Raw genomic sequence first — 12,322 nt, forward strand, 5'->3', positions numbered from 1 at the left:
TTTCCGGCGCCGCTCTGCATCCGCCGGTGCCTTGATCTCCCGGCGCCGTCAGGCCTCGGGCGCCGGTTCTGCCCTCTCGGCCTCTTCCGGCGCGATGATCTCCCGGCGCATCCGCGGGTAGGGCCCCCAGCCGTCCCGCAACACGTGGATGTACACGGCCTCCAGGCTCACCCCGACCCGTTCCACCAGGTCCATGTCATCCTCGTCGCCCAGCCGCACGGCCCGCGCGAAGTGGTCAAGAGCCTCCATGTGCCGCCCCTGATCGAAGGCGCTGCGTCCCGCGTTCTCGTGCACCACGCTGCGCAGCATCTCCGGCGTCTCGGAGCTGGCCGCCTCCTCGAACAGCCGGTCGGCCTCGTCGAAGTCCCCGCGCAGCCGCAGCGTGTGCGCCAGCTCCGCCTGGGCGATGACCATGGCCCGGGGTTCACCCGCCCGCTCGGCGTGCGCGATGGCGAGTCGGCTGGCGGCAGCCGCCATCCCTAACTCCCCGAGCAGCCGGTAGACCTCGGCCCGCACACTGAGCAGCCCCGCCTTGGTCGCATCGTCCTGCTCCGCGGCGAGCGGCCCGTCCAGCTGCTCACCGATCTGCTGCAGAGCTTCCCGATCGTCGACCACCTCGCGCAGCGTCCCGCCGTCCAGCCGCCACCGAATCGACTCCAACTCCGCGGCGGTCGGCACTCCCGCCTTCCGCGCCTCCGCCGGTTGTCCCGCCCCGACCCGCTTGTTCGCCTCAGCCGTGCGTCCCGCCTCAGCCGTGCGTCCCGCCTCAGCCGTGCGTCCCGCCTCGGCACGCTTGTCCGGCTCAGCCGCGTGTTCCGCCTCGGCTGGTCTTCCCGCCTCGGGTCGTCCCTGCTCAGGCTTGCGCGCCCCGGCCGGCTCCTCCGGCGCTTCTCGCTCGGCCTCTTGATCCTCACCGGCCTTCTGATTCTGGTCCCGCAGCTCGCGAGCGACAATCATGGCCTGTTCGGCGGTGACCCCACGCCCGTCGAACAGCCCACTGATATCAAAGTCGATGACCACACCCTTGGCATCACCCGTGCGCGGTGCCGGTTTCGGCTTCTCCGCAACCGGAACCGAAGGCACCTCAACCGCCTTCACCTCACCCGGCTCGCCGCCACCACCCTTGCCGAACCAGTCAACCTTGAGATCCGCGTCCACATACTTCCGAGGCTCATCCGGCCCAGCGATAACGAGCCGCCCAATCGGCGCGGTAACCGGCGTAGGCGGAGCAGGCCGCTCACCCGCCGGCACGCCACTCTGCCCGCCCCGCGCCCCCGCAAGGTCCCCATCCCGATTCCCGGCGTCGCTCTTCCCGCCGTTGCCCTTCCCAGCGTCGGCCTTCGCGGCGTTGCTCTCCCGGGTGTCGCTCTTCCTGCCGTCGCCGTTCCGAGCTGGAGCGTTGCCGCCCTGGGCCGTGGCGTTGCCGCCCTGGGTTACGGCGTTGCCGCCCTGAGCTGGAGCGTTCTCGGGCTGGAGCGCCGGGCGGGCGGCGTTTCCGGCCTCGCTCGGGCCGGCCGCATCGTTACCGCCCCGCGCAGGAGCGGTCCCGGCTTGGCCGCCGTCCTCCGGCGCATAGCGCGGAACCGGAAGCTCCGCCGCCTGCTCCCGAGCCGGCGCCCCACGACGCGGCGTGACCTGATTCCAGTCCGGCGAGTCTCGCCCATCCACCTGCTGCCAAGACTGATCGTGGCCTGGCAGCAGTCCATGCCGAGGCGCGAGCCCTTCGACCCGAGCCCCCGCGCCATCGCCGACGCGCGGCCCGAACTCCCCAGCCTCCCCAGCACCGAGGTGACGCGGGGCTTCCTCGCGTACTGGCGGCGTACCACCGTGACGCGGAGCTTCCTCGCCCACAGGCGGCGTACCAACGTGACGCAGAGTTTCCTCGCGCTCTGGCGGCGTACCACCGTGACGCGGCGCCGACGTGCCAAGGGCCTGGTCCGCGACCTGCGCACCGCCTTCGTGCCAGGCCTGACCCGGATCCACCGCCTGATCTTGCCGCCGTTCCCGTGGCGGTTCCGTCCCTTCCGGAGCATCACCCCGAGACCCGAACCCGTTCCAACTCGGCGGCCCCTCAAGAGACTGACCACGCCCCCGCGTAGGCAACGGCCCACCCGGCCGCATCTGCGGCGCATCCGGAGCCTCATGCGGTTGTCCTGCCGGGGCCTCATACGGCTGTCCGGCCAAAGCCTCATGCGGTTGTCCGGCCAGAGGCTCATACGGCTGTCCCGCCGGAGCCTTCAGCGGCCGTCCTGCCGCGCCCGGCTGCGTATCCTGCTCACCGCCCTGCGGGGCCTCCCACAGCTGGCGTTCCGTCTCCTGTGACCGCCGCTCATCACCGGCCGGTGCCTCCCACAACTGACGTTGCGGTTGCCCACCGGTGTTCTGCGGGGTCTCCCACAGCTGTCGCTCGCCGTCCGAATGCGGCTGTCCACCGACGTTCGCCCCGGCATCACTTCCGGCCGGCCACCCCTCCGGCGGCGAAGGCTGGCCGCGGTCGAGGTTCGTCTGGGTGTCCCAAGCCTGCCGGTGATCGAGGTTCGCCTGCGTGTCCCACGGCTGCGGTTGCGCCGCGGGGTGCTGCGGCTGCCGGTCGGTCTGGGTCTCCCACGACGCCTGGCCGGTTTGAGCGTCCCACGCTTGCGGTTGCGCAAGATCGGCCTGGGCCGCCCACGACGCCTGGTCCACTTGGGCATCCCACGCCTGCGGCCGCGCAAGATCCGTCTCGGTGTCCCAGGCCCGCGCGTGCTCGAGGTTGGTCTGGGTGTCCGAGGGCTGCGGGTGTTCGAGGCCGGTCTGGGTGTCCGAGGGCTGCGGGTGTTCGAGGCCGGTCTGGGTGTCCGAGGGCTGCGGGTGTTCGAGGCCGGTCTGGGTGTCCCAGGCCTGCGGGTGTTCGAGGTTGGTCTGGGTGTCCCAGGGCTGTGGTTGCGCCTGGGCGTCGTGCGGGTTCTCCAGCTTGGCCTGGGTGTCCCACGGCGGCTGGGCGTCCCATGGCGGCTGGTCGGTCTGGGCGTCCCACGATGGAGCGGCCCCATCATCGGTCGCCCATGCCGAATCAGCCGGCTGCGAGTCGGCCCGCGCCTCCGCCGACCAGCCCTCACCACCGCGAAGCTGCGCCAGCCAAGCATCATCGTCGTGCACAGCCGCCGAGTGAGGCTGCACCGGCGCCTCAGCCTGCGGCCGCCCACCCGGCACCTGCGCCGCATCAGCCCACGGGTCACGCGCGGACCCCATCCCGGCCTGGTCCGCCCCCGGCCTACCCTGCTGAGCTGACGCGTCCCAAGACTGCCGAACCTCAGGGTGCCACTGCGGAGGCGCAGCACCCGGCTGAGGCTGCTGGTTGTTCTGCTGCTTCTTGCCGTTCTTGTTCCGACTCCAGGGGAAGCGGCGCTTCCCTTCGTTGGCCGGCTTCTCCGGCTCTGCCGTCCGGCGCGGGTCGACCGGAGCCGGGACCGCTCCAGCCGGCCGCCTCGGCGCTTCCGTCGAACCCGCCCCGTCAGAAGAAACCCGCGGCGGTACGGCAGCCTGCCCACCCGTACCCGCGAAACCACGCGAAGCCGGAGGAACCCCACCCGCTCGACCCCCGGGCGCCGCCAAGCCTTGCACGCCCGGCTGCGGTGGTGCCGTAAACCCCTGCGCGTCTGGCTGTGGTGGTGCCGTAAACCCCTGCGTGCCTGGCTGTGGTGGTGCCGTAAACCCCTGCGTGCCTGGCTGTGGTGGTGTCGCGAAGCCCTGCGTGCCTGGCTGTGGTGGTGTCGCGAAGCCCTGCGTGCCTGGCTGTGGCGGTGCCGCGAAGCCCTGCGCACTGGAGGTCTGCGGCCCTCCCGCGGGTGCCGCCCCGGGCGTCGGAGGCGATTCAGGTCCGCGCGGCGTCGCGGAAGGCCGCACCCCCGACCCGGGTGAAGGCTGCCACCCCGGCGGAGTCCCAGGAACGGACCCGGGCCGCCCCTGCGACGCCGGCATCTGCGGCCCCGCGCCTGGCTCAGTCCGGCGAGTCGGCGGCATCTGCTCGGGCCGCCGGACCTGCGGTGGGACCGGTGTCTGCACTGTGGGTTCGGGCTGGATGCTCTGTGGCGGAACGGGGGCGTGCGCTGCGGCGTCGGGACGGCGCGTGTGTGGGGGGACGGATGCCTGGGCTGTGGTTTCGGGGCCGTACGCCGGTGGTGGGGTCGCGTTCTCGGGGCGATGTGTCGGCGCCTGTTGCTCCGGGCGAGCCGGTGCCGGGTTCGGGGACGCCGCCGGGCGGGTGGCCTCGGGACCGCGCGCGGGCGGCTCTTGCGCCGGTGTGACCGCGCGCGGGGAAGCGGTGGGCCGGGCGGTGTTGATCACGCGCGGCTGGGCGGGTGGTTCGGCCTTCTTCAGGACGCGCGGCTGGGCGGGCGGCTCAGCCTTGTGGATCACTCGCGGTGCGTTGGGCGGAGGCGTCTTGTGGAGTACGCGGGGAGCGTCGCCCTCGTCCTCCGGCCGGCTGTCGCCCGGGTCGATCCCGTCGCCCGCGATTGACTGATCGTCGAAGCCCGGGCGCCCCGGCACCGAGGCCGCGCCGCCGGACACCGGCCGGCTGTCGTCCGGACCGCCACGACCGCCGCCCGTAACGTCGTCGGGCATTCCAGGACGGGCGTAGTTTGCCGGGCCGCTCCCGTACATCCGCTGGGTTTCATCCAGACCGCCGCCTGAAACCGGCCGAATGTCCTCCGAAGCACCGTGCCGCCCGTAGCCGCCCTCAGACGCGGCCCGGTAATCGTCCCTACCCCCGGATTGATCGCGCCCACCGAAGTCTTCGCGCGCGACCGGGCGCGCGTGCCCACCGCCGGCGACTGGCCGGGCGTCATCGGGAGCGACCGGACGTGCACGGCCGCTGCCCGCGGGGGTGCCGATCTCCTGCGGTACGACCGCCCGACCGCGCCCCCCGCCCGCGCCGACGTCCCCGGGTGTGGTCGGGCGGGCTCGGCCGGCGTCGTCGGGTGTGGTCGGGCGGGCTCGGCCGGCGTCGTCGGGTGTGGTCGGGCGGGCTCGGCCGGCGTTCTCGGGTGTGGTCGGGCGGCCGGTGCCGGAGACCGGGCGGACGTCGTCCGGTGCGGCGGGGCGGGCGCGACCGACCGCCCCAGCGCCGGCGGCCGGGGAACCGGAGACCGGGCGGGTCTCGTCGTCGCCGGGCCGGTAGACGTCGGGCGGGGCCGGAACCTGGGCACGGCCGGCGACCGGTGGCTCGGGCCGGCGCTGCGGTCCGGGTCGGCGAGGTGCGCGGCGGCGGGGGTCGATCTGATCCTCGGGGGAGTACTGGCCCTCGAAGACGGTCTCGTCCATGCCGTCGACGGTGATCCGGTTGCGCTGGGCGCGGATCGGCATGATCTCGCCCTCGATGACCTCGCGGCCGTCGCGGGTGTCGGGGCCGACGGGGGTGTCGGTGCGTTCGACGACGGTGCCGTCGATGACCGCGCGGCCGCGGACCGGCTCGCTCTGCGCCTCGTAGTCGTCGACATACTCGGCGGCGGGAGGCCCGTAGCGGTCGTGACCCCGGCTGCGCCCGTCGATCGGGGCGGCGATGTCAGTGTCGGGGCCGTCGATGACGACCCGGCGGCGGGCCCGGGGGTCCTGGTCGGCGCGCGGACGACGTTCGTCGGGGCCGGCGACGCGGGCCGCGCCACGATCGTCGCGTGCCACCCGTGGGTCGCCCCTGCGGTCCCGGTCCGGCCCGCCAACCCGCGGGTCACCGGAACCGCGAGACTCACTGTCGCCCCGGCCGCCGCCGGCCGCACGCGGGTCACCGCCCACGCGGGGATCACCGGAAACGCGGGGATCAGCGGAAACACGTGGGCCGCCGCCAACCCGCGGATCGCCGGCGACGCGGGGATCGCCGCCAACCCGGGGGTCGCCGGGACCGCCGGGGACGCGGGCCTCGCCGGACACGCGCGGGCCGTCGGCGATGCGAGGGTCGCGCCGGGCCGCCACGTCGCGGTCGTCGCGGGTGGGGCCGCGGCGGGCATCGTCGCGATCGGGGCGGCCGACACGCGGGTCGCGCCGGACGTCGTCACGGTCGGTGCGGGCCACGCGCGGGTCGCGGCGGCCTTGGTCGCGGGACGGACCGGCCACGCGCGGGTCACGGCGCGGATCCCGGTCGTCACGATCACGTCCGGGACCTCGCCCGCGGTCGTAGTCGTCGCGACCGCGGTCAACGTCACGGCGGGAGCGCTCGTCCGCCCGCGAGCGCTCGTCCCGGCGGCCTCGCTGGTCGGCCCGGCCCCGCTCGTCAACGCGATAGCGGTCGTCGTCGGACCGCGGGTAGTCCTCCGGCCGGGAGTCGGATCGCCCGTAGTCGTCGGGCCGAGAGTCGGAACGCCCGTAGGCATCGGGCCGGGGAAAGTCGGCTGGGCCGGGGCGTTCGTCGGTGCGGTAACGATCGTCGCGCTGGTAGCGGTCGTCGTCGGAGGGGCGGCGGCGGTCGCGGTCGGCGGGACGGTAGCGGTCGTCGCGGCTGGGGGCGCGGCGGCGGTCGTCGTACGCGTACCCGTCATCAAGATCGGCGCGAAGCGGCCGGTCGCCCTTGTAGCTGCTCTGGCCGTCAGCGAAGTCCGTATCGCGGCCGGATCGCTGGTCCTTGCGCGTGCGGGCGAGGTCGGCGAGGTAGGACTCGTCGTCGTAATCGTCGTCGACGTAGTCGATGACCTCAGGCTCGCGCCGGGAGCGGACGGCGCGGGTGCCGACATCGGGGCCGTGATATTCGGGGTTGTCGAAGTCGGCACCGAACTCGGGGCGGTTGAAGTCGACGATGTCGGCCAGCGTCGGGTCGGGGACCGAGGTGTCGGTGGGTACGAATTCCGGGTCGCTCAGCCAGTCGGGTCGGTTGCTGTCGAAGTCGCCGCCCTTGGCGCCGGGCGTGGCCAGCGGCGGTGGCGGCGCGTCGGCGGGACGCTGCTGGGTCTTGGAACGCTTGCTGCGCCGGCGCGCGGCGAGCTCGTCCGGTGGGCGTACATCAGAATCGGTCGGGGTCGAACGAGGCCGACGGGACGGCGAAATCGCGGACGGGCGACGCTCGGGGGCGACGGCGGCGTTCTCCGCATAGGCGACCGGGGAATTGTCCGAGTACTCCTCGTCCCAGTATTCGTCGTCCTCGTAACTCATACAGACCTCGAATGGGCGACGACGGCCGAACACTGGTGGCGCATCGTCGACCCCCGTCCTGACCCGAGCAGTGTGTCCATCGGCCGCGACGCCCCCGCGCGCGGCCGATGTGGAACGTTAACCGCACTTACGCGGTACGCGCCACCTGGCGGGAAGCGCTTCACCGGGCCGTGCGGTCCGCTTCGGGGGCGCCCGCGGGAGCACCCCTCCACGGACAGTACGTAGCTCCCGGCCGTACGGTTCAACCCCACCTGCGAGGAGTACGCTCCGGCCTCACAAATGCGCGTACGGTGACCATTTCCGGCGGGTTAACCGGGCCGCAGAAAAATCGCCCGGCTTAAGCATTTTTTAAAGCGCAGCTCAGCCGCCCGGAAACCTGCCGTGGCGAAGGACACGTCGGTGGCGCGCGGATCTTGGGCGTTCGCCTGGCACCGTGGATCGCGGAACCCGGCCCGGGCGGTACGACGCGGTGCCGGCCCGGGTCACCGACCGGCCGCGGCGCATCGAACGCCGCCACGTGGATCGGCGCCTCGAACGCCGCCATATGGAGCGGCGTCCTGAACGCCGCCACGTGGATCGGCGCCGTCCGACGAGCCGGGCGATCGAGCAGGAGTCCCACTGGTGAGAGGAACACAATCATGCCGCGTCTCGACATCGGGGCAGTTCGCGCGGGCTTCCGCAGCGCACTTCGCCGCATCGATGCCTGGACCCTGCAGACCATGAACTTCCCGGTCGGCGGCGGCCGCCCCCGTACGTAAGTCCGCCGACCGGGTCCCGAACGGTGGCGAGGTGCACCTCGCCACCGTTCTCTTCTTTGCTGTCGTCTTCTGCCGAGCCCAGCCGCCGTTCTTCTTCTGCCGAGCCCAGCCGCCGTTCTTCTTCTGCCGAGCCCAGCCGCCGTTCTTCTTCCGCCGAGCCAGCCGCTGGTTTCGTTGCCGAGCCCAGCCGCTGCCGACCCTTCATGCGATCGTCACAGGTAGGCGCTCGATGTTGTCTCCGGTCGTCCCTTCGCGGGGCGGGGAGCGGTCGTCGCCCGGCCTCGCTCAGATGCTCGTGGGTTGGTTCAGGGCGGTCCCGGCCGATGAGCGTCCTCGCGAGGCATTCATCCGGTCCCGGGCGCGCCACGGGAAGTGTGCGTTTGCTGGTGGCGACCGACGTAGGGCGTGCGCTCGAAGGTGGGCGTCGCCGCGGCTGTGTGGTTGACTGCGGCCCTTCGCCGGTAACGGTTAGTAGCGGCCGTCGCCGATGAACGGGCCGACCTTCGCGGGCAGGACCAGCCCCGCGCCGGCCAGGGCGTGCAGGACGGTGCGGAGTTCGGTCCGGTTCAGGCTGGCGGGTGGTTCAGGTTCAGGGTGGGGTACGCCCAGAGCCCGCGCCGCCTCGACCGCCCGCACCGAGATCGCCGCCTCGACCGCCCACAGCCGATGCGCCCGCATGGCCAGATGCGCCGAGGCGGTCAGTTCGCCGTGCAGCCGCAGCAGTCGACGCAGGTCACAGGCGAGCTGTTGAATAGGCGGCCCGATCGGCACCGGCTCCTCGGGACGCCGAGCCTGCCACCGCGCGGCCACAAAGGCACAGAAACGCGGCGCATAGACCACCGTCGCCCCGATGAGTGTCGGTGCGGCGACGATGAGGGCAAGCCTGCCGATGTCGAGGATGGTCACGACTGCGCTCCAGGCCGATTGTGGATACCTCGACCATCCGCCCACCCCTTCGGCCCGTCAAGCGACTTTGTGCGACATCCCGCCTCTCGCACCGCAAATCACCCCCGCCGCAAGACCGCGAACGAGCTCCGTGGTGACGGTGCGACGCTGCCAATAACGCTGGGCGGGAGGCCAGGCGCGGGCATCGCGTTGATTGGATGCGCTCCGCGAGGATCGGCGCAACGAAAAGCACGCGGCGCAAGCGCGCTGGGAGGGCGTGTGGCGCGGCGTGAGCGCGCTGGGAGGACGCGTGTAGGGCGCGGCCGCAAGGGGGCACGCGCGGGAAGAATGCGTGGCGCGGCGGGAACGCGCTGGAATGATGCGCGGCGCGGCCGGTAGCGCGGCGGGGGCGCGGGTCAACGACTCCGGTCAGCGGATGCGGCCGCGGGGCACCAGTCGGCTGATCGGCATCGGCGGAGCGGGAAGCGGCGGCCCCGCGTACCCATGGACCTCGCCGAAGAGTGACCCCGACTCCCAGCTCGCGCGTGCCTCCACCACCTCTTCATGCGTGCATGCGACGAAGTTCCACCACATCACCAGTTCCTCCCCGAACGGCTCGCCGCCCAGCAGCAGCACCCGGGTCGCCGGGCCGGCCTCGATGCGCAGGGACGTGCGGCCCTCGCCGAGATAGAGCAGCGGCCCGGGCTTCAGCTCCTGCCCGTCGATCGTGGCGGCGCCGTCGAGCGTGAGCACCGCGTACTCGAAATCGGCCCGCAGCGGCACCACCCCGTCAGCGCCCGCGGCCGCGGTGATCTCCGCTCCGGTCAGCGGGCTGTAGGTGGCCGCCGGCGAGACCGCGCCGCCCAGCTCGCCCATGATCACCGTCGCGAGGAGGTCACCGAAGTCGAGAACCGGCAGGTCGCCGTGGTGGGTGAAGGCCGGCGGCCGGGTGCGGGCCGGTTCCGGCAGGGCGACCCAGAGTTGTACGCCCTGGAGCACGCCGGAGTTGACCGCGGGCGTCTCCTCCGAATGCGAGATACCCCGCCCGGCCGTCATCAGGTTGAGCTGGCCGGGCCGGATCTCCTGAAGGTGGCCCAGCGAATCTCGATGCAGCACCTCGCCCTGGACCAGCCAGCTGACCGTCTGCAGCCCGATGTGTGGGTGCGGCCCGACCCGCATTCCGGGCGTGCCGGCGAGGTCGTCGGGGCCGTACGCGTCGAGGAAGCACCACGCGCCGACCATCCGCCGCCGCCGGTTGGGCAGCGTCCGGGTGACCGCCATGCCGCGCGGGCCGCCCAGCGCGACGGTGGCGCCGTCGAGGAGCTCGACGGGCCCGCCCTCGGGTCCGACCGCTGGATCGGCCTGCAGATTGCTCACCCCTGCACGCTATCCCGCCGATCCCAGGCCCGGCGCCCTTCCGAGCGGTGGCCATCGCGACACCGCCGGCCCTGTGGACAGCAATCGCGAGGTCACATTCGACGACGCCCGAGCGCGAACGGCCCACGCCCGAGCGCGAACGGCCCACGCCCGAGCGCGAGTGCGCAACCGCCCTGGCCCACGACCGAGCGGGGGCGGTGGGAAGTCTGGGCCTCACCGCCACCGACCCCGCCCGGCCGGGCGACGACGACGCCTGAGTGGATCAGCTTTCGGGGCGAAGTGAATTGGCGCCGAGGACGCGCGTGATGTCGACGACGATCGCGACCCGGGACGGGTTGGGACGAGGCAGCCGGTAGCGAGCCGCGTAGAGACGCTCGGCTAGCGCGAGCCCCTCGCCCGAGGCGTCCACCGAGGCCAGACCTTCGACGGTGCTCCAGCGTGGACCGTCGACCTGGCAGATCGCGACCCGCGCGGCCCCGGCCCGGATGTGCCGCACGTGGGCCGACGACGAGGAGCTGATCACCCGCGCGACGCCGTCGTGGAGGGTTGCCCCGACCGCCACCACGTGGGGGGAGCCGTCGGCGCGGAGGGTGGTCAGCGTGCAGAGGTGACGCTCGGTCCAGAATTCCTGCAACGCGGCCGAGGTCAGGGGGATGGCGCCGCTCACGCCGCCTCCGCGGGGAGGAGGCCGCGCCGGACCGCTGCCAGCAGTTCGGCGTGGTCGCTCTCGACCTGGTCGGCGTAGGTGCGGGCGAACCGGGACAGCGCCTCGTCGAGTTTGTCGCTGCCGCCGGCGTACCCGGCGATCATGGACGCGCCGCTGGTGCGGGCGTGGCTCTTGGCGAGCAGGTAGCCGCAGATGCCGGCGTAGTCCGACAGTGCGCCCGCGCTCATGTCCTCCACCAGGATCGCGCCTTTCATGTCGCGGAACTGCCGCACGTAATACTGCCGTTCGCCGACTGTCGCCCAGCCGAGCAGGGGGTCGCTGACGGTCTGCAACGCTTGCTGATATTCCACTACGCGTTGTCCCTGGTGCCGGTGCCACGCCGCGTCACCGTGCACGTGCCGGGCCACGACCGATCGCCGCGCCTGCTTGAGTTGCAGGAACAGGACGTCGTCGGAGCTGCTGCCTTCGCACAGGGCGACGTAGGCTCGCAGGCCGACCGAGCCGACACCGACGACCTTGTGGGCGATGTCGACGATCCGGTATCCGCCGAGGATCCGCGCCCAGTGTGGCGGCAGGGTGTTCAGGTAGCCGTCGAGCGCGTCCGAGATCAGATCCCTGTCCGAATTGTCCAAATGGGTGATGAGGGGCGGCTCGGAGACGAGCCTTACCGCGCCGGCGGAGGTCTCGGTGAAGCGGGGAAGGGCCCGGTCGGAGGTACGCCGACGCGCTCGTCGGGCGGCGCGGGTGATCGACTCCTTGAGGTTCGAGCCGGTCGCCGCCTGCCGCAACCGGTCGACGTCGAGCTGGTCGAACGACCGGGCCAGCAGCGGCTGTTCGGCCAGGTGGCCGATCTGCGCGCGGTATTCCCGTACGCAGTGCCGCACGGCCTCGGCGCAGGCGCTCTCCCGGAACCCGTTCTGCCGCCCGGCCACGTGCACGCTGACCACGAGCCGGCGCAGGTCCCATTCCCAGGCGCCGGGGTGGGCCTCGTCGAAGTCGTTCAGGTCGAAGACCAGTTCGCGCTCGGGGGAGGCGTAGAAGCCGAAGTTCCCGAGGTGCGCGTCGCCGCAGATGACCGAATTGATGCCGGTACGCGGCAGCGCGGCGAAGTCGTCGGCCATGATGTTGGCCGAGCCCCGGAGGAACGCGTAGGGCGACGCCACCATCCGGCCGACGCGCACCGGGACCAGCCACGAGACCCGGCCCTCGTGGGCCTCGGCGAGCTGGTCGAGGACGTCGGCGCGGCGGTCCGGTGGGGTCCAGAAGGCCATGTCCGAGCGGTGCGCGCGTTCGCGGAGGGAGCGGCCGAGTTCGTACCGCTCCTTGCGGGGCCGGCCGGGCCGGCGTAGCGAGTTGAACCCCTCGTCGGGACCGGAGTCGAGCACGGTGTTCATCGTGTCGCAACTCTAGGTGATGCACATGAACTGGAAACAAACGAGCCTTGACCCGCGTCGTGTTATCGCTAACATGAGGCGACGGGTCACGGGACCGGCCCGGCGCTAGTCTCATCTCCAGG

General features: G+C 72.5%; 7 protein-coding genes. 2 read left to right on the forward strand and 5 right to left on the reverse strand.

All coding sequences use genetic code 11. The features are described from left to right. Positions 1–48: 48 nt before the first annotated feature. Entirely contained in the window at positions 49–3,138 is a 3,090-nt protein-coding gene (locus ACGFIO_RS10645; RefSeq protein WP_392824779.1) for a hypothetical protein, read from the reverse strand. A gap of 1,617 nt (positions 3,139–4,755) precedes the next feature. Here ACGFIO_RS10645 and ACGFIO_RS10650 point away from each other — a divergent pair. Both ACGFIO_RS10650 and ACGFIO_RS10655 read left to right on the forward strand, forming a co-directional pair. Then, complete coding sequence (locus ACGFIO_RS10650) at positions 4,756–7,344, forward strand: hypothetical protein (protein ID WP_392824782.1); 2,589 nt, start codon at positions 4,756–4,758, stop codon at positions 7,342–7,344. Between the two features lie 208 nt (positions 7,345–7,552). Beyond that, positions 7,553–7,744 (forward strand): hypothetical protein, encoded by a 192-nt coding sequence (locus tag ACGFIO_RS10655; RefSeq protein ID WP_392824784.1) that lies wholly within the window; start codon positions 7,553–7,555, stop codon positions 7,742–7,744. A 601-nt stretch (positions 7,745–8,345) separates the two neighbouring features. Here the strand turns inward: ACGFIO_RS10655 and ACGFIO_RS10660 are convergent. From ACGFIO_RS10660 to ACGFIO_RS10675, 4 genes are all read right to left on the reverse strand, one after another. After that, positions 8,346–8,783, reverse strand: coding sequence for a hypothetical protein (locus ACGFIO_RS10660; protein WP_392824787.1), 438 nt, complete (start codon positions 8,781–8,783; stop codon positions 8,346–8,348). A gap of 408 nt (positions 8,784–9,191) precedes the next feature. Next, a complete protein-coding gene (locus tag ACGFIO_RS10665; RefSeq protein WP_392824790.1) occupies positions 9,192–10,139 on the reverse strand; it encodes a pirin family protein in 948 nt (315 codons plus the stop codon). 262 nt (positions 10,140–10,401) lie between these two features. Further along, positions 10,402–10,806: a pyridoxamine 5'-phosphate oxidase family protein gene (locus ACGFIO_RS10670; protein ID WP_392824793.1), complete on the reverse strand. Its 405-nt coding sequence runs from the start codon at positions 10,804–10,806 to the stop codon at positions 10,402–10,404. Next, complete coding sequence (locus ACGFIO_RS10675; protein WP_392824796.1) at positions 10,803–12,200, reverse strand: DUF2252 domain-containing protein; 1,398 nt, start codon at positions 12,198–12,200, stop codon at positions 10,803–10,805. Before ACGFIO_RS10675 ends, ACGFIO_RS10670 begins: the two co-directional genes overlap by 4 nt. Positions 12,201–12,322 lie beyond the last annotated feature (122 nt).

The sequence above is a fragment of the Actinoplanes sp. NPDC049265 genome (genome assembly GCF_043197135.1).
Taxonomy (GTDB): domain Bacteria; phylum Actinomycetota; class Actinomycetes; order Mycobacteriales; family Micromonosporaceae; genus Actinoplanes.